This is a genomic window from Nocardioides sp. (genome assembly GCF_047602075.1).
Lineage (GTDB): Bacteria > Actinomycetota > Actinomycetes > Propionibacteriales > Nocardioidaceae > Nocardioides.
On sequence record NZ_JASGIF010000002.1, the window covers coordinates 1,425,279 to 1,440,468 of the forward strand.

General features: G+C 69.8%; 26 protein-coding genes and 1 tRNA gene. 13 read left to right on the top strand and 14 right to left on the bottom strand.

Annotated features, from left to right (window positions below; translation table 11 throughout):
- Positions 1–5: 5 nt before the first annotated feature.
- Positions 6–79: transfer RNA gene (locus tag QM714_RS19545), tRNA-Leu, on the bottom strand.
- 34 nt (positions 80–113) lie between these two features.
- The gene (gene bcp / locus QM714_RS19550; protein WP_415103002.1) at positions 114–590 is read right to left on the bottom strand and encodes a thioredoxin-dependent thiol peroxidase; all 477 of its coding nucleotides are present in this window, start codon (positions 588–590) and stop codon (positions 114–116) included.
- A gap of 125 nt (positions 591–715) precedes the next feature.
- Here bcp and QM714_RS19555 point away from each other — a divergent pair, with 125 nt between their 5' ends.
- The 10 genes from QM714_RS19555 (at position 716) to QM714_RS19600 (ending at position 7,847) form a co-directional block, all read left to right on the top strand.
- Positions 716–1,435, top strand: a complete 720-nt coding sequence (locus QM714_RS19555; RefSeq protein ID WP_415103003.1) for an energy-coupling factor ABC transporter permease — start codon at positions 716–718, stop codon at positions 1,433–1,435.
- On the top strand, positions 1,432–1,764 hold the full coding sequence (locus QM714_RS19560) for a PDGLE domain-containing protein (protein ID WP_415103004.1): 333 nt from the start codon (positions 1,432–1,434) through the stop codon (positions 1,762–1,764). Before QM714_RS19555 ends, QM714_RS19560 begins: the two co-directional genes overlap by 4 nt.
- Entirely contained in the window at positions 1,764–2,453 is a 690-nt protein-coding gene (cbiQ, locus tag QM714_RS19565) for a cobalt ECF transporter T component CbiQ (RefSeq protein ID WP_415103005.1), read from the top strand. Before QM714_RS19560 ends, cbiQ begins: the two co-directional genes overlap by 1 nt.
- The gene (locus QM714_RS19570; protein ID WP_415103006.1) at positions 2,450–3,205 is read left to right on the top strand and encodes an energy-coupling factor ABC transporter ATP-binding protein; all 756 of its coding nucleotides are present in this window, start codon (positions 2,450–2,452) and stop codon (positions 3,203–3,205) included. Before cbiQ ends, QM714_RS19570 begins: the two co-directional genes overlap by 4 nt.
- Positions 3,202–3,450 carry a DUF3618 domain-containing protein gene (locus QM714_RS19575; RefSeq protein WP_415103007.1) on the top strand — a complete coding sequence of 83 codons (249 nt, stop codon included), beginning with the start codon at positions 3,202–3,204 and terminating at the stop codon, positions 3,448–3,450. The genes QM714_RS19570 and QM714_RS19575 overlap by 4 nt, the downstream gene beginning before the upstream one ends.
- Before the next feature lie 17 nt (positions 3,451–3,467).
- A complete protein-coding gene (locus tag QM714_RS19580; protein WP_415103008.1) occupies positions 3,468–3,791 on the top strand; it encodes a GroES family chaperonin in 324 nt (107 codons plus the stop codon).
- Positions 3,792–3,803: 12 nt separating this feature from the next.
- Entirely contained in the window at positions 3,804–5,186 is a 1,383-nt protein-coding gene (locus tag QM714_RS19585; protein ID WP_415103009.1) for a DUF2252 domain-containing protein, read from the top strand.
- Positions 5,183–6,349 carry a DUF4185 domain-containing protein gene (locus QM714_RS19590; protein WP_415103010.1) on the top strand — a complete coding sequence of 389 codons (1,167 nt, stop codon included), beginning with the start codon at positions 5,183–5,185 and terminating at the stop codon, positions 6,347–6,349. The genes QM714_RS19585 and QM714_RS19590 overlap by 4 nt, the downstream gene beginning before the upstream one ends.
- 361 nt (positions 6,350–6,710) lie before the next feature.
- Complete coding sequence (locus tag QM714_RS19595; protein WP_415103011.1) at positions 6,711–6,944, top strand: hypothetical protein; 234 nt, start codon at positions 6,711–6,713, stop codon at positions 6,942–6,944.
- 87 nt (positions 6,945–7,031) lie between these two features.
- Positions 7,032–7,847, top strand: coding sequence for a tyrosine-type recombinase/integrase (locus QM714_RS19600; RefSeq protein WP_415103012.1), 816 nt, complete (start codon positions 7,032–7,034; stop codon positions 7,845–7,847).
- Here QM714_RS19600 and QM714_RS19605 read toward each other — a convergent pair.
- Positions 7,807–8,025, bottom strand: a complete 219-nt coding sequence (locus QM714_RS19605; protein WP_415103013.1) for a hypothetical protein — start codon at positions 8,023–8,025, stop codon at positions 7,807–7,809. The genes QM714_RS19600 and QM714_RS19605 overlap by 41 nt on opposite strands.
- 368 nt (positions 8,026–8,393) lie before the next feature.
- Between QM714_RS19605 and QM714_RS19610 the strand changes: the two genes are divergently transcribed.
- A complete protein-coding gene (locus QM714_RS19610; protein WP_415103014.1) occupies positions 8,394–8,948 on the top strand; it encodes a hypothetical protein in 555 nt (184 codons plus the stop codon).
- Positions 8,945–10,282: a hypothetical protein gene (locus QM714_RS19615; RefSeq protein ID WP_415103015.1), complete on the top strand. Its 1,338-nt coding sequence runs from the start codon at positions 8,945–8,947 to the stop codon at positions 10,280–10,282. Before QM714_RS19610 ends, QM714_RS19615 begins: the two co-directional genes overlap by 4 nt.
- Here the strand turns inward: QM714_RS19615 and QM714_RS19620 are convergent.
- From QM714_RS19620 to QM714_RS19660, 9 genes are read right to left on the bottom strand one after another with little or no spacing between them, the layout of a single operon-like run.
- The gene (locus tag QM714_RS19620; protein ID WP_415096366.1) at positions 10,279–10,671 is read right to left on the bottom strand and encodes a hypothetical protein; all 393 of its coding nucleotides are present in this window, start codon (positions 10,669–10,671) and stop codon (positions 10,279–10,281) included. The genes QM714_RS19615 and QM714_RS19620 overlap by 4 nt on opposite strands.
- A gap of 5 nt (positions 10,672–10,676) precedes the next feature.
- Positions 10,677–10,832, bottom strand: a complete 156-nt coding sequence (locus QM714_RS19625) for a hypothetical protein (RefSeq protein ID WP_415096368.1) — start codon at positions 10,830–10,832, stop codon at positions 10,677–10,679.
- Entirely contained in the window at positions 10,829–11,008 is a 180-nt protein-coding gene (locus QM714_RS19630; RefSeq protein WP_415096370.1) for a hypothetical protein, read from the bottom strand. The genes QM714_RS19625 and QM714_RS19630 overlap by 4 nt, the downstream gene beginning before the upstream one ends.
- Positions 11,005–11,223, bottom strand: coding sequence for a hypothetical protein (locus QM714_RS19635; protein WP_415096372.1), 219 nt, complete (start codon positions 11,221–11,223; stop codon positions 11,005–11,007). Before QM714_RS19635 ends, QM714_RS19630 begins: the two co-directional genes overlap by 4 nt.
- Positions 11,220–11,783, bottom strand: a complete 564-nt coding sequence (locus QM714_RS19640; protein WP_415103016.1) for a hypothetical protein — start codon at positions 11,781–11,783, stop codon at positions 11,220–11,222. The genes QM714_RS19635 and QM714_RS19640 overlap by 4 nt, the downstream gene beginning before the upstream one ends.
- The gene (locus tag QM714_RS19645) at positions 11,780–12,163 is read right to left on the bottom strand and encodes a hypothetical protein (protein ID WP_415096376.1); all 384 of its coding nucleotides are present in this window, start codon (positions 12,161–12,163) and stop codon (positions 11,780–11,782) included. The genes QM714_RS19640 and QM714_RS19645 overlap by 4 nt, the downstream gene beginning before the upstream one ends.
- Positions 12,160–12,900 carry a hypothetical protein gene (locus QM714_RS19650; RefSeq protein ID WP_415100899.1) on the bottom strand — a complete coding sequence of 247 codons (741 nt, stop codon included), beginning with the start codon at positions 12,898–12,900 and terminating at the stop codon, positions 12,160–12,162. Before QM714_RS19650 ends, QM714_RS19645 begins: the two co-directional genes overlap by 4 nt.
- Positions 12,897–13,562: a hypothetical protein gene (locus QM714_RS19655; RefSeq protein ID WP_415103017.1), complete on the bottom strand. Its 666-nt coding sequence runs from the start codon at positions 13,560–13,562 to the stop codon at positions 12,897–12,899. Before QM714_RS19655 ends, QM714_RS19650 begins: the two co-directional genes overlap by 4 nt.
- A gap of 3 nt (positions 13,563–13,565) precedes the next feature.
- Positions 13,566–13,721, bottom strand: a complete 156-nt coding sequence (locus tag QM714_RS19660) for a hypothetical protein (protein ID WP_415103018.1) — start codon at positions 13,719–13,721, stop codon at positions 13,566–13,568.
- A gap of 31 nt (positions 13,722–13,752) precedes the next feature.
- Here QM714_RS19660 and QM714_RS19665 point away from each other — a divergent pair, with 31 nt between their 5' ends.
- A complete protein-coding gene (locus QM714_RS19665; RefSeq protein ID WP_415103019.1) occupies positions 13,753–14,022 on the top strand; it encodes a hypothetical protein in 270 nt (89 codons plus the stop codon).
- A 132-nt stretch (positions 14,023–14,154) separates the two neighbouring features.
- Here QM714_RS19665 and QM714_RS19670 read toward each other — a convergent pair whose 3' ends face one another.
- Positions 14,155–14,481, bottom strand: coding sequence for a hypothetical protein (locus QM714_RS19670; RefSeq protein ID WP_415103020.1), 327 nt, complete (start codon positions 14,479–14,481; stop codon positions 14,155–14,157).
- 174 nt (positions 14,482–14,655) lie between these two features.
- Positions 14,656–14,823 (bottom strand): hypothetical protein, encoded by a 168-nt coding sequence (locus QM714_RS19675; protein ID WP_415103021.1) that lies wholly within the window; start codon positions 14,821–14,823, stop codon positions 14,656–14,658.
- Positions 14,824–15,190: the final 367 nt, after the last annotated feature.

Consider the following 15,190-nt stretch of genomic DNA (forward strand, 5'->3'; position numbering starts at 1 on the left):
GGGAGTGCGCCCGGCGAGACTCGAACTCGCACTGGCCAGGACCTAAACCTGGTGCCTCTGCCAATTGGGCTACGGGCGCGTGCAGCCGGAGTCTATGCGGTCCGTGCGCGCGGTCAGGCGAGGCCGAGATCTCGGCGCAGCTTGGCGACGTGACCGGTGGCGCGGACGGCGTACCGTGCGATCTCGATGTCACCCTCCTCGTCGACGACGAAGGTAGACCGGATGACCCCCTGCACGGTCTTGCCGTAGAGCTTCTTCTCACCGAAGGCGCCGTAGGACGTCATCACCTGCTTGTCGGGGTCGGAGAGCAGGGTGATGGTCAGCCCGTCCCGCTCGCGGAACTTGGCAAGCTTCTCCGGCTTGTCCGGCGAGATGCCGACGACCTCGAAGCCCTGGGCGTGCAGTGAGTCCGAGGAGTCGGTGAAGTCGCAGGCCTGCTTGGTGCAGCCCGGTGTCATCGCGGCCGGGTAGAAGTAGACGATCACCTTGCGCCCGCGCAGGTCGCTCAGGGTCACCGAGCCGCCTCGGTCGTCGGAGAGGGTGAAGTCGGGGGCTGGGTCGCCGGGGCTGAGCCGGAGCGGAGTGGTCATTCAGGGTCCTGTGAGAGAGGCTTGTTGCAATAAATGTGCAATAACGTAGAGTGGGCAAGTGGCGCACTGACGCGCGTCGTCCAACCTACCGCCCGTCGGATCGGGCCTCACCGGGAGGAGCCCGCGTGCACGTCCCCGACGGCTTCTTGAACATCCCGACCTCGGTCACGACCGGTGTGATCGCGGCCGCAGGGGTAGGGCTCGCCCTCCGCGGCGCTCGGCGTGAGCTCGACGACCGGACCGCTCCGATGGCCGGCCTGGTCGCCGCCTTCATCTTCGCCGGCCAGATGATCAACTTCCCGGTCGCCGGTGGCACCAGCGGCCATCTGCTCGGTGGAGCGCTGGCCGCCGTGCTGGTCGGACCCTGGACGGGGGTGCTCTGCCTCAGCGTCGTCCTCCTGGTCCAGGGACTAGTGATGGCCGACGGAGGACTCACCGCGCTCGGCACCAACATCACCTTGATGGGGCTGGTCGGCGTGGGCGTCGGCTGGCTGGTCTTCCGGCTGGTCCGCGGGGTCCTGCCGACCCGGCTGTCGATGGTCCCGGTCGCCGCGGCGATCGCGGCTCTGGTCAGCGTCCCTACAGCGGCGCTCGGGTTCACCGCGCTGTTCGGATTCAGCCAGCTCTCCGATCAGTGGTTCGACGTGCCGCCCACCGCGCCGGTGCCGCTCGGCACGGTCGCGTCGGCGATGGTCGGCTGGCATGTTCTGATCGGCCTCGGCGAGGCGCTGATCACCGGGCTGGTGGTGCGCAGCGTCGTCTCCGTCCGCCCCGATCTGGTGTACGGCGCGCGGCCTGCTCTGGCTGCCCGCGCCGCCTCGCCGAGCAGTGAGGTGACGGCATGAACAGGCCCGCGAGATCCCTCAGCAACCGTGCCTGGTGGTGGGTCGGCCTGGCGGTCGCCCTGGTCGTCGCGGGCTTCGTCAGCTTCTATGCGAGCAGCCACCCGGACGGGTTGGAGTACGTCGCCCACCAGACCGGCTTCGGGCACACCGAGCGGCCCTCGGCGGCCGAGGACAGCCCGATGGCCGGCTATCAGACCAAGGGCGTGTCCAACGCCCGGCTGAGCGGCGGCATCGCCGGGGTGACCGGGACCCTGCTCGTCTTGGGTGCGGGGGGTGGCCTGTTCTGGGTGTTGAGGCGCCGTAGCAAGACCGCCGACGGTGACCGCTAGTGGGCGCGGGTCACACCCATCGGCTCTACGTCCACGGGCACAGCGTCATCCACCGCGCGCCAGCACACTGGAAGCTGCTGACGGTGCTCGCCTTTATGGTGCTCGTCGTTGCGACCCCGCCTCAGCGCTACCTGATGTTCGGTGTCTACCTGGCCGCGCTGGTGGTGGTCATCGGGGTGGCCCGGGTGCCCTACGGCTTCATCGCCAAGCGGATGGTGATCGAGCTCCCGTTCGTCCTGTTCGCGGTGCTGATGCCATTCGTGGCCACGGGTGAGCGGATCGATGTCCTCGGCGTGTCCGTCTCCCAGCCGGGCCTGCTCGCCGCGTGGGGCCTGTTGGCCAAGGGCACTCTCGGCGTGCTTGCGTCGCTGACCCTGGCAGCCACCACCGAGCCAGATCAGGTGCTGCGCGGCCTTCAGCGGCTGCGCTTCCCGACCCTGATCGTGCAGATCATGGGGCTGATGATCCGCTATCTCGACGTGGTGACCGCCGAGCTCGGCCGGATGAACGTTGCGCTGCGGTCGCGCGGCTGCGATCCGCGCTCACCGCGCCACTGGCCGACCTTGGCTCGTTCGCTGGGTGCCCTCTTCGTGCGCTCCTACGAGCGGGGGGAGCGGGTTCACCTCGCGATGCTCTCGCGGGGCTACTCCGGCAGCCTGCCCGACCTGGGGCGCGGTGAGCACCAGTGAGCATCCCGGTTCTGGACGTTCGCGAGTTGAGCTACGCCTACCCGGACGGCCATCGTGCGCTCTCCGGCGTCGACCTGCATGTTCACGCAGGTGAGCGGGTCGCCCTGCTCGGCCCCAACGGCGCCGGCAAGACCACGCTCGTGCTGCATCTCAACGGGATCCTCACCCCCCAAGCCGGCAGTGTGTCGGTGAGCGGACTGCCGGTCGCCAAGCCCCATCTCCAAGAGATCCGTCGCCGCGTCGGGATCGTGTTCCAGGACCCCGACGACCAGCTGTTCATGGGCACCGTCCGCCAAGACGTCGCCTTCGGCCCGGCCAACCTCGGCGTCCGGGGCGCGGCGCTGGACCGGGTCGTAGAGGAGGCCCTCGCCCAGGTGGGCATGGTCGACTTCGTCGACCGGCCGCCCCACCACCTGTCCTACGGTCAGCGGCGCCGGGTCGCCGTGGCGACCGTGCTGGCCATGCAGCCCGAGATCTTGGTGCTCGACGAGCCCTCGTCGAACCTCGATCCCGCCTCCCGTCGCGAGCTGGCCGACATCCTGCGCGGCCTGGACGTCACCGTCTTGATGGTCACCCACGACCTGCCCTATGCCCTCGAGCTCTGCCCCCGCTCGGTGGTTCTCAGCGACGGCGCGCTGGTCGCCGACGGGTCGACGTACGCCCTGCTCACCGATCGAGAACTGATGAGTCGGAACCGACTTGAGCTGCCGTTGGGCTTCGATCCCCAGGCGGTTGGTAACCTGCCGACGTGAACCAGGAACTGTCTGACCTCGAGGCCCAGATCGAGCAGACCCGCGAGCGGCTCGCCGGGACCATCGACGAGCTGGTCTACCGGAGCAGCCCGAAGACGATTGTGAGCAGGCAACTGGAGTCCACGAAGGCACACTTCGTGGATCCCCAGACCGGCGCGCCGCGCACCGACAACATCCTCAAGGTTGCCGGAGGCGTGGTCGGTGTGGTCGTGGTGCTCGCGATCATCCGCAAGCTCGTCCGCTGAGCGCGACCGGGTGCCAGATGTCGGAGAAGACGCCCATCAAGATGCTGCACGATCGGGTGCTGGTCGAGTTGGACGGTGAGCAGGGTGAGCGCCGCTCCTCCGGCGGCATCGTCATCCCGGCTACGGCCGCGATGGGCGCCCGACGGCTCTCCTGGTCGCGGGTGGTCGCGGTCGGCCCGCACGCGCGATCGGTCGAGAATGGCGATCGGGTGCTCTTCGACCCCGAGGACAAGGCAGAGGTCGAGGTCAACGGGGAGGTGTACGCCGTGATGCGCGAGCGCGACATCCACGCCGTTGCCGCCGAGCGGCTGGGGGATTCTGCGACTGGGCTTTATCTCTAGGATCGGAGCACCATGGTCGACGAACGGGAACGCAGTGTGGCCACGGGATCGGCGGCCCGATCGTCGGCACCCCTCGAGTCGCACGGCACGATCGAGTTCGGCCCGGATCGTGACGTGGTCGGTCTGCTGGACTCCCAGAACGCCGACCGCGAGCCAGAGCTCGTCCCGGTGCGGCATGGCCGAATGCTCGTCTCGCCGTTCACGTTCTATCGAGGGGCGGCGCTGCCGATGGCCGCCGACCTATCGACGACAGCATCCTCAGGTCTTCGGGTGCAGCTCTGCGGCGATGCCCACTTGTCCAACTTCGGCGCCTTCGGCTCACCGGAGCGCCGTCTCGTCTTCGACCTCAACGACTTCGACGAGACCCTGCCAGGCCCGTTCGAGTGGGACGTCAAACGGCTGGCGGTCAGCATGGCGGTCGCCGGTCGGGAGAACGGCTTCACCGCCAAGGAACGCCGCAAGGTGGTCCGCACGACCGTGTCGGCGTACCGCCGCACGATGGCCACCTTCGCCGCCCAGCCCATGCTGGACGTGTGGTACGCCAGGCTCGACGTCGCGCAGACGCTCGAGGACTTCGAGCACTCCTTGTCGAAGAAGACCGTCCGCCGAGTGCGCTCCCAGGTGGCCAAGGCGATGACGCGCGACAGCACCCAGGCATTGGCCAAGCTGTCGCGCACGGTCGACGGTGAGCGACGGATCATCAGCGACCCGCCCCTGATCGTGCCGATCGAAGATCTGGCCGGGGAGATGGCGGTCGACGAGTTGTATGCGTTCTTGCGCGACCTCGTTGCTCGGTACGCCGAGACTCTCACGCCCGATCGTCGCCGTCTGTTGGAGAACTTCCATCTGACCAGGGTCGCCCGGAAGGTCGTCGGCGTAGGCAGTGTCGGCACCCGCGCCTGGATCTTGCTGATGGAGCCACGCGATGGTCTCGATCCGCTGCTGTTGCAGGCCAAGCAGGCCAACCGATCGGTGTTGGCCGACTATCTCGGTGACAGCGAGCACGACGAGCAGGGTGAGCGAGTCGTCGAGGGCCAGCGGCTGATGCAGGCGGTGGGTGACATCCTGCTGGGCTGGCAGCGGGTGTCGGCACGGGGGAATGCGCCGGTCGACTACTACCTGAGGCAACTCCGGGACTGGAAGTTTGCCGTGGACGTCTCCCGGCTGGGCCCGGGGAAGATGGCGAAGTACGGCACCTTGTGTGGCTGGACGCTGGCTCGCGCGCATGCTCGCACCGGTGACCGGATCGCGATCGCCGCCTACCTCGGGGACACCGAGGAGTTCGACCGGGCACTAGCGGATCTGGCCGAGACCTACGCCGACCAGACCGAGCGTGACCATGCGGACCTGGCTGCTGCGGTCGGCAGTGGCCGGATCGAGGCCGTCGAGGCATGAGGCGCCGGGGCCGACGGTTCGCTGTCGGTCTCCTCGTCGTGCTCACCCTGACGAGCGCCTGCTCGGGGAAGGGGCCGCCGGCCGATGAGCCATCCTCGACGGTGGGCTACCGCCTCGTGCCATCCTGCCCGGCACCGGTCGCGCCGGACCGGCCGGCGACGGCCAAGCTCGTCAACCGGGTGGTGGCCGCCACCGACCTGGCCGGATGGCAGGCCGCGGACATCGGCGCGAGCGTCAAGCTCGCCGACGGGCGTCTGGTGTGGGTGTTCGGGGACACCGTGCGCAGCTCGGCGCTGCAGCCACGCATCGTTGCGAACTCGATGCTCGTCTCGTCCAACCGGTGCGTGTCGCAGCTCACGACGTCGGACGACGGCCCGATCATCCCCGACGTGTCCTCGACGCAGGTGCGCTGGCCGATGTCGGTGGCCCCCCTCGACCACGCGGGCAAGGTCCCGGCCGGGACCGAGGTCCTCGTTGTTCTGTGTGCGCGCACCCAGCGTGGCACCGGCGGCACCATGGACTTCCAGTTCCGGGGCACCAGTGCCGCGATCTTCACCGTCGAACGTGGCGGAGTGCCGACGCTGGTCGACGTCTACGAGGTGACGCCCGACAACGGCGCCGAGGACCAGGTCAACTGGGGCGCGGCCGCGATGGTCCACGGCCCCTGGTTCTACGTCTACGGCAGCAGGCTGACCGGGCAGGCCGGCGTCTTCGGCCACGCGCTATACGCCGCCCGGGCGCCGCAGAGCAACCCCCGGGATCGGTCGAAGTGGCAGTTCTGGGACGGAGGCCGGTGGCAGTCGGATCGAGGTCGGGCGTCGCCGGTCATCAGCGCCGAGGAGGGGGTCTCCCAGACCCTGTCGGTCAACTACACCCGGGGCAAGTTCGTGGTCGTCTCCAAGCGTGGCGGCGACCTCGGCGACTTCGTCTACACCTGGGTGTCCTCCCAGCCGACTGGTCCGTTCGCGCCGCACCAGGCCCTCAAGGCGCCCGCTGGCTTCGACACCGGGGAGTATCAGTACGCTCCGTTGGCCCATCCCGAGATCCCGACCGCGCCAGGTCATCTGCTGGTGTCGGTCTCCCGCAACACCTCCGACCTGACCCGACTGCTCAACGACCCCGAGGTCGGGCGTCCGGTGTTCGCCGAGGTGAGTCTGCCCTGATCGGCAGATCACTGTGGTACGCCATCAGGGACTCGAACCCCGAACCCGCTGGCTAGAAGCAAATCGCGCTGACCTGCAAGGTCGTGCCGCATGAAGGCCCGAAGCTGGACCTGTGATCGGTGCGGCAAGGTCGAGTGGGGTCGAGTAGGTGGGCCTGGCCTCTCAACTGGACGTGGAAGTGGGCTACCACTCCCGCCGCGGTGGGAGCGCTACCGAGCTGACGACCCGTTCTCGCCGGCGTGGTGCCCGGCTTGCGTCAAGACGTTGCTGGACGGCCTGATGGTCGAGCTGGAGCGCGCGGCGGCGCGCCGACCCGGGCTGGTGTGGCTTTGAGTGTTCCGCGGCTGCCAGGATGGGTTGTGTGAGGCTCCGGACGGCGTTGAACCGACAGCTAGCCGTACAACAGGCTCTGAGCCAAGCGCTGTTCGAGCTGGAAGCTGTCGAGTCGCTCGAGGATCTCGAGCAGGTGCGTGCCCTGTTGCGGGAGCGCCTCGCGTACGGCCGGCGAGAGATCGCCAGGCTCGAGGACGAGCTGTGGTATCCCGGGTGTGGTTGGGCCAAGTCGCACCAGTCGGCCGGTCCAGACCGGGCCTGACGGCCGGGCATAGCTCGGTCTAGGTTGGAGGCGTGGGAACGTCTCGGGGGTAGTTGGGTCCGCGATCTGCGGGCGTGGTCGAAGTACATGAAGGCTGCCGGCACCTCGCCCAGCACCATCGACTTGCGGCTGTATCACGTGGGCCGGATCGCTCGCGAGCTGGGCGGAACCCCTCAGGCGCTGACGGCCGAGCAGCTGACCGACTGGCTCGCAGCGCACGACTGGAAGCCCAACACTCGCAAGGCCTACCGCTCGAGCCTGCGATCGTTCTACAGCTGGGCGATGCTGACCGGTCGTGCGCGGCGCTCCCCGGCCCACACGCAACCACCGATCCGAGTGCCGAGAGCCAAGCCCAGGCCGACTCCGGAGGACGCCTACTGGTGGGCGGTCGATCACGCCGACCCACGGGCGAGGCTGGCGATCTTGCTCGGCGGGGTGTGTGGCCTGCGCCGCGGCGAGCTTGCACGCGTACGCCGCGAGGACGTCGTGACCGATGTGACCGGCAGCCAGGTGCTCCGGGTGATCGGCAAGGGCGGAAACGAGCGCCTGGTCCCGATCACCGATGAGGTGGCGACGGCTCTGCTCAAGCAGCCGGCGGGCTGGATCTTCCCCTCGTCGCACGGCGGGCACTTGACCCCGCACCACCTCGGCAAGGTCATCTCCGCCTGGCTCCCCGAGGGTCTGACCACCCACACGCTGCGCCACCGGTGCGGCACCGTCACGTACGCGGCCACCCACGACCTGCGCGCGGTCCAGGAGCTGCTCGGGCATGCAAAGCCCGAGACGACCGCGATCTACACCGAGGTCGCGCCGGCCTCGATCAGGGCCGCGATGGAAGCAGCCAGCTCGAGGCCGACCGTCGCTAGTTCGCGGCGAGGATCCGGGTCAGATGGGGCGGGCTGATGCCGGCGGCTATGGCGACGACACGTTGGGGGAGGCCGGCTTCGTCGACGGCTTGGACGATCAGCTGGTTGCGGCGAACCGTCTCGTCGTGGAGCTGCTGGTTGAGGTCAGCGATTCGAGCCGCTGAGGTGCGGAGCCGGTCGGGTAGGCCGTCGAGGTCCTCGAGCACGGTGGTCATGGAGTACTCCTTGGGGAAGTTGGTACGACACGGCGGGTGATTGCCTGGGGGAACACCCCGGGTTGCCCTGAGTATCGGACGCGTGAGCACTGAATCAGCGCCGGCGTCTCGGCGTGGCCCGCTGGTGCGGGGCACCTGCCGGGCTGGGCATGTCACCGAGACCCACGGCGCGCCGAAGCGGGTGACCTGGACCGGCGTGTGCGCTGAGCCGGGTTGTGAGCTGACGGTGACGGCCAGGCGGGTGCCGGCCTCGCGTGCCACTGAGTCCAACCCCACAAATCAGGCTGGCGCGGCGGGAGCTTCGACCCCTCCCGCTGCGCCGGCCGCCCCGGTGAAAGAGGTCTCTTACGATGTGCCCGTCCCCAAGCGTGAGCAGCGATCTGCCGATCCCGAACCCGGACCTGAGCGACCCGCTCCCGCCGGCGGAGACGACGGGGCCGGGGGCGAGCCTGTTCTCCCAGGCGACCCCGCCCCCGAGCGAGGAGATCCCGAGCCCGGACCCACTGTCGGGCCCTCTCAACGCGAGCCCGAACCTCGGCGCCGACGCCGGTTCCGGTTCCAGAGTCCGTTGGATTAGGTCTCGCAAGCAGCTGCTCAAACCGTTCCGGGCCGGCGTGCACACCGCCGGCGGGATCGTGGCCGAGCTGCTGACCCGCCCGGGCACCCCCGAGCGGGAGGCGCAGCTGTGGGTGCCCGATGACGACGACGCCAAGGCGATCGGTGACCCGCTGGCCGGGCTGGCCTCGAGGCGGATGGGCGACGGCCCGGAGAACCCTGACGTGACCGACCTGATCGGTCTGGCGATCGGTCTGCTCGGCTACGTGGTAAAGCAGCGGGTCAAGCGCACCCAGCTTTACCAGGCCTTCGCCGGGGACATGCCCCACGAGGCCGAGCCCGAGCAGCCCGACGAGGTTGCCCTGTGAGCGATGCGGTCTCGTTCCCGCTGCTCAACCCGGACCTGAACCAGATCTTGTTGGTGATCGGCCGCAAGGGGTCGGGCAAGTCGGTGTTCGCCCGCGAGGTCTTCATTAGCTGGCCCTACATCGACAAGTTCGTGATCGACCCGACCGGCGACGCCGATCCGGGCCCGGGAGCGACCACGATCCGCACCCTGCCGGCCCAGCTGCCCGAGGGCATCCGCAAGGGTGACTTCAAGACCACCCGCTGGATCGCGGACCCCTCGAGCAAGACCTACCGCGAGGATCTCGACCGGGCTGTGGGCCTGGCCCTGTATCCCAAGCACCGCAGGGTGTTGTTGTGGGTGGACGAGGCCGGCGAGGTGTTCCCCGCCGGCCGCACCGGTCCGTCAGCTCGCACCCTGTTGCAGCAGTCTCGGCACTGGTACGCCTCCCTGATCGCGTGCACGCCGCGGCCGGTCACGATCGACCCGCTGCTGTTGTCCCAGGCCGACCGGGTGGTGATCTACGACCTCCCGCACCCGCGCGACCGCGAGCGCGTCGCCGCCGGCATCGGCGTCCCGCCCGGCGACCTCAACCGCGCGCTGGACGAGACCCGCGCCCGGGGCCCGCACTGGTACCTGCTCTATGACGCCCGCGCGCACGAGCCTACCGGTGCCCACCCCTGCCAATCAGCGCCGGCTACAAGCACGCCGAGCAGTGAGCACCAGGAGGAGACCGAGGTGGGGTTTCGTAACCCGTTGACCGCGATCAGTGAGCTGGTGGCTGACAAGCTGGTGGGTGCGATCATCAAGACCGCCGAGACCGGCAACCGGGTCGAGATCGCTGAGGTCGCCGGCCGCGGGATCATCAACTACTTCACGAACCCGGCCTCAGATTTCCCGGCCGAGCTGTCGGCCGCGCGGGTGTTTGCGCCGGACTCCTATCAGCTGCTCCTGGCTGGCCCTGGCGAGAACCCGGCCGGCAACGCCTCATTGATCCTCTCGGCCGCAGCTGACGGGTCGTGGAACCAGCTCGACGCCTACGCCGACAAGGTCGGGATCCACACCACCGGTGACGGCCTGGTGCTCAACGGCTCGAGGGGTCTGCGGGCCGTCGATTTCGGCTTCGTCAACCCGACCACGGACGCCTCGGGGCAGGTCTCGGTCGCACACGACCTGGGCCGTGCTCCGGTGGCGGTGCTCACCGGCCCGGTGACCACCACGGCGAACTGGCGGATGCTGAACATGCGGGGCAGCAACACCGCGACGACCCTGTGGTTCGAGGCCCGCAACGTGACCACCAACGCGGTCGCCGACGCCGGCCAGACGGTCGGGTTCTTCTGGGTGGCGCTGGCCTAGCGGCGCTGCTTGAGCACGACGTATTGGACCCGCATGGTGCCGACCGCGTTGTTGTCGGCGCCGGTCCATTGACAGATCAGCACCGACCCGCCAGGGACCTGGATGGGTGAGCCCTGGTCGGCCACGTCGAAGTTCCCCGCCCTCGAGCCGTCGAGCACGCCGGCCGGAGCGATGCTGTCGAGGTAGAGCCTCGCGGCGGTCTGGTTGCTCGAGGTGCAGTGCACCACGATCCGCTCGACCAGCCACAGCTCGTCTTGCGGGACTTGGGGCAGCTCGACCTGGGCGAGACCGCCGGCGGCCGGTTGGGAGCGGACCGCGGCGCGGCGGTAGTCCTCGATCAGCCACGCCGAGGCCGGCGCGAGCTGGGTGGGCAGGTGCGTGCGGGGCACGGGGGTTATCCGCCGGGCAGCAGCTTGGTCGCGAACGGGCGCCGCCGGCCGCGGCCCTCGTAGGCGTCCCACAGCGCGACCGCCCCGATGATGATGCCGCCGTACCCGATCCACAGCGCCACCTGCCGGTCGGGGATGAACGGCTTGCGGGCCCTGCTCACTGCGAGCCGCCTCGGCGCTTGGGCATGGTGATCCCGGTGACCGCGCCGATGCAGGCCGCGACCACGTACCCGAACACATCGGGCACCGCCACGCCGGCGAGCGCGAGGACCACCACCGCGATCAGCGCGAGCGCGGTCAGGGCGGCGAGCACCAGGAGGTCGAGCTGAGACTTCATCGTCGTCCTGCTTTCTGTTGTTGGGCGGGCACCTCGAGGGCCCGGAGCCGGGCCTCGTGGTCCCGGTAGCGCTCCACGGCGTGCTCGACGGTCTCGCGGAGCTTGTCAACGGCTTCGGGCAGCTGCGCGATCCGCGCGAGCGCACGCCACAGCGCGGTCACCGCCAGCCCCACGAGCACGGTCACCGCTACCCAGAAGACGTCCATGGCGGTCACCCAGCCACCCCGGGCAGCGCGGCAGGCCAGTCATCGGCGGTGAGCAGCCTCACGGAGTCCCAGGCGTTGTAGACCGGGCCATCGGCTCGCCAGTAGCCGGACTGGTGGTGGTTGAGCAGCACCAACGAGCCGGTGTTGAGCGGGATCCCGAACCCGTTGCCTTGGCCGCTGGGCTGGATCGCGGGCCGGAACCCGTTGATGTGGGCCAGGAAGTCTTCGGCGGCGCCGCCCACGTTGTGCGTGCGAGCGGCGCCGTTGATGCCCTCGAATCGCCACTCGACCTGGTCGTTGATTCGGCGCACGTAGATGTGCATGTCAACGGTCCAGCCGTTGACCAGGAGCGCGTCGAGCTGACGCCGGCCGGTGTCGCCGGCGATGCAGCGCCAGCCGGTGGTCCCGATCCCCTCGAAGCTGGCCCAGCGGACCGCGCCGTTGGTGCCAGCCTCGTCGGTGTAGTAGAAGCCGACCGGGGCGGCGACCACACCTTGAGGGCTTCCGGCGCCGCGTAGCTCGTAGGGGCTTCCGCCGCCACCGCCGCCGACGACGCCGCTCGAGCTCACTGTGCACCCCGCAGGAACACCGCGCCGTCCACGGAGCCGGTCAGCTCGGCGTAGAGCCCGATCGAGAGGTTGACGCCGGCGGGGCCGAACCAGTCGCGCACGGACTCCCCGGGCGCCAGCGTGATAGGGACGATCACCTCGCCGGTGGCGTCGAACCCGTCGCGCAGCAGCAGGGTGCTCACGCCGGCGTTGGTGTTGCGGAGCGCGAACCCGACCAGGCTGGTGGGGCTGGTGGCCAGTCGGGTGACGCCGGCGCCGACAGGGACGGGCCGGGAGCCGTGCAGGGCGACGCCGTTGACCGACTCGATGACCTGGGTGCGGAGGGTCTCGAGCCACTCGGTGAACATGATCTGGGCGTCGAGTTCGGACTGTTCGCTCATCTGCTGGTGCCTTTCGTTGTGGCGCCGGCAGCGAGGCCGGCGGCCCTGAGTTCGGGGGCGGCGACCATGGCGGCTTGGGTGCCGGCCTCGGCGGCCTGGTCGGTCAGCGGCTTGGTGATCCGTGCCAGCCCGACCGCGATCAGCGCGACGCCGGTGAACAAGACCCCCCCGAGCACGATCGCGTTGCTCATCGGGGACACCACCCCACCGAGAATGAAGCTCGACATCGAGACAGTTGTGTCAGCGGCGTTCTGAGCGCCTTTCGGTCCCGACCCCGACCCACTCTTGCCGCCCTTCGCGCCACCAGCCCCGCTGCCGGTGCTGGTGCCGGTGCTGCTGCCGGGACCGGGGGCGCCGCCGCCGGCCCCGGACTTCACCCCACCGCCGCCAGCTGGGGCCGTGGCCTGGAAGCTGACGTGCACGTGGTCCATGTGGTTCGAGGTCGGGTCACCTCGGTCCTCCATCAGCCGCCACCCCTCGCTCGAGCGGGCGACCGACCAGATGTGCTGGCGCCAGATCACGTAGGTCACCCCGAGCCGGCCGGCGTTGGCCTTGGCGTAGTTCGCGATCGGCGTCCCGGATCCGGTCATGAAGTCCAGCGCCAGGCCCTTGGGGTGGTCCGAGCCGGCGGTGGGCCTCGAGCCGAGCCCGTAGATGGTGCCCACCCCGAACTTGTGGCCGATCTCGCGGCCCGCGGCCGCCACCCACGGCTTGGTCCCGCCCAGCTGCCAGCTCATTGGACCGCCCGCCAGGCGCCGAGCACGATCAGGGTGCCGCCGAGCGCGACCAGCGAGGCCAGCACGACGCCTTGGAGGACCGCGCCGCGGATCTCGTCACCAGCTGCGCCCAGCAAGTCATCGAAGTAGCCGGGCAGCCCGTCGTCGCCGGGCAGCGGGGACCAGTCCCAGCCGGCGGTCTGGGTATCACCTCGGGTCGGGTGCGGTGCCCTGATGCCGCCAGAGCCGCCACCAGAGCCTGTTGCGGCGCCCGTGGCGCCGCCGGCGGCAGGAACGTCGGGCCAGGGGCCGGACGAGCCGCCAGCGGCCTTCCTGGCCGCGGCGAGGTGGGCCCGGTAGGCGCCGGACTTGTAGACCGACCAGGGCCCGAAGTCGCGCCCGTTGCTCGAGATCGTCGCCATCGACCTGGCGTTGAAGCTCGGCTGCTTGAGCCGGGTGGCGTCGCGGACGTTCCCGGTGCCGCGGTCGTCCTTCATCGACCGGATCTGCCACAGCCCGATCGAGGGCCCCCAGGTGGCGTCTTGCAGGTTCACATCACCGACCGCGGCACTGTTCCCGCCGGACTCAGCGAACGCGACCGCGGTGGCCGTGATCGCGGCGTCACGGCCCAGCCCGGCGCCGCGCGCCAGGCCGTAGACCTGGGCGTATGACAAGCTGGCCATCGGCTACTTCTTCTTCGGGATCTCCAGCACGGTGCCGGCGTAGAGGTAGCGGCCGGCCTGGGAAGACTTGCGACCGTGCGCACGGGCCGCGGCCTCGATCACCTTCCGGTTGTGGTGGTACAGCCGGACCGGGGAGATCTTGAACTTCTTCGCGATCACGCTGAGCTTGTCGCCCTTGCCGACTCGGTAGGTGTTGCCCTTGGTGCCCGATCCGCCGCGGGGGCCGGGCTTGTTGCCGCGGTGCTCTTCCGCCGTTGCCGCCGCCGGGCTTGGGTGGGCGGGGCCGGTCGCCCAGCCCGTCGGTCAGCTGCTCGATCGCACCCTGGAGGTCGTTGTAGACGTCGGTGTCGGTGGTGTCGAGGATCGCGGTCGAGCCCTCGCCGTCGGCCTCCTCGGTGTCGTCGGCGGGGTTGCGGTTGGCGGCGATCAGGCCGGCGACCACGGCCACGGGCGCCGGTGATCGCGGCGGTGCGCTTGCGGATCCGGAGCTTCCCGACCCCGATGGTGCCCGGGAGCGCCCCGAGCCGCCCGAGCTCGCTCGAGCTGTTCGAGCTGGCGGGGTCGGCGGGGAAGACCTTCTCCGGGCCGGCGCTCATGTGATCCGCCGGCGGAGTCGGTCAGCGAAGATCTTGTGGATCGGGTCACCCATCGGGTCGGCGGTCGCGGCGTCGGCCAGGTCGGCGGTGCCGTCAGGCAGCACCGAGGGCGTGGTGACCCGGGCAGCGACCCCGCGGAACTCCTGGGGGGACTCGGCATAGCCGAAGAACTGCAGGCCCGGGTTGGTGTCGCCGCCGACCATCGCCGGCACCAAGAACCCCTGCACTCGGGTGATGACGTCACGGAACACGTCCACGCCCGGCCGGTTGGGGTCAACGGTGAAGTCGGCCACCGGTCGGGTGATCTGGTTGCGGAACCCCATCTCAGCGGCCCTGCAGGGTCTTGATGATGTTGCTCGCGCCGGCCGCGCCGCCGCGCGCGGCCTTGCCGAACTGCGTGCCGTGCGCGACCACCAGGTAGAGCGCGATCAGCCCCGCCGCCGTACTTCAGTGCCGTCTTCATCCCGGCCTCCCTCTTCGTCTTGGTTGCTTGTCGATTACCAGGACCCGCCGCCGCCGGCGCCGCCGCCCTCACCGCCGGCGAACCCACCCGAGCCACCGGATCCGCCCTTGCCCTTCTGCCCGCCCGTGCCGCCGAGCCCGGAGAGCAGGTCGGGGGTGCCGCGGCCGGCCAGGTCGGGGATGGCCGGGACGCTGGGGTCCATCAGCCACTCGATGCCGCCGGCGACCGAGTTGTAGCATCGCGACGAACCGGTTGGCTGAGGCGTTGGTGCGCAGCACCGCCTCGAGCGCGACCAGCACCAGCACCCCGGCGAACACGCCGCGCCAGCTCACGCGACCAGCCCGAGCCGGCCGAGCGCGTCGCCGCCGAGGACCTGGACCAGCACCCAGACCCCCAGCGCCATCACGAACAGACCACCCATCGGGTCCTTCCTATGCGTTCACGGCTGCCTTGGTGGAGGTCAGCCCGTTGTCGGTGTTGCTCTTCTTGGCCCCGCCGGCCCTGCCGCCGGGGTTGGTTTTCTTCTTGGTGCCGAGGTCGGCGGGCTGGTTGAGGAACTTCGCGCGTAG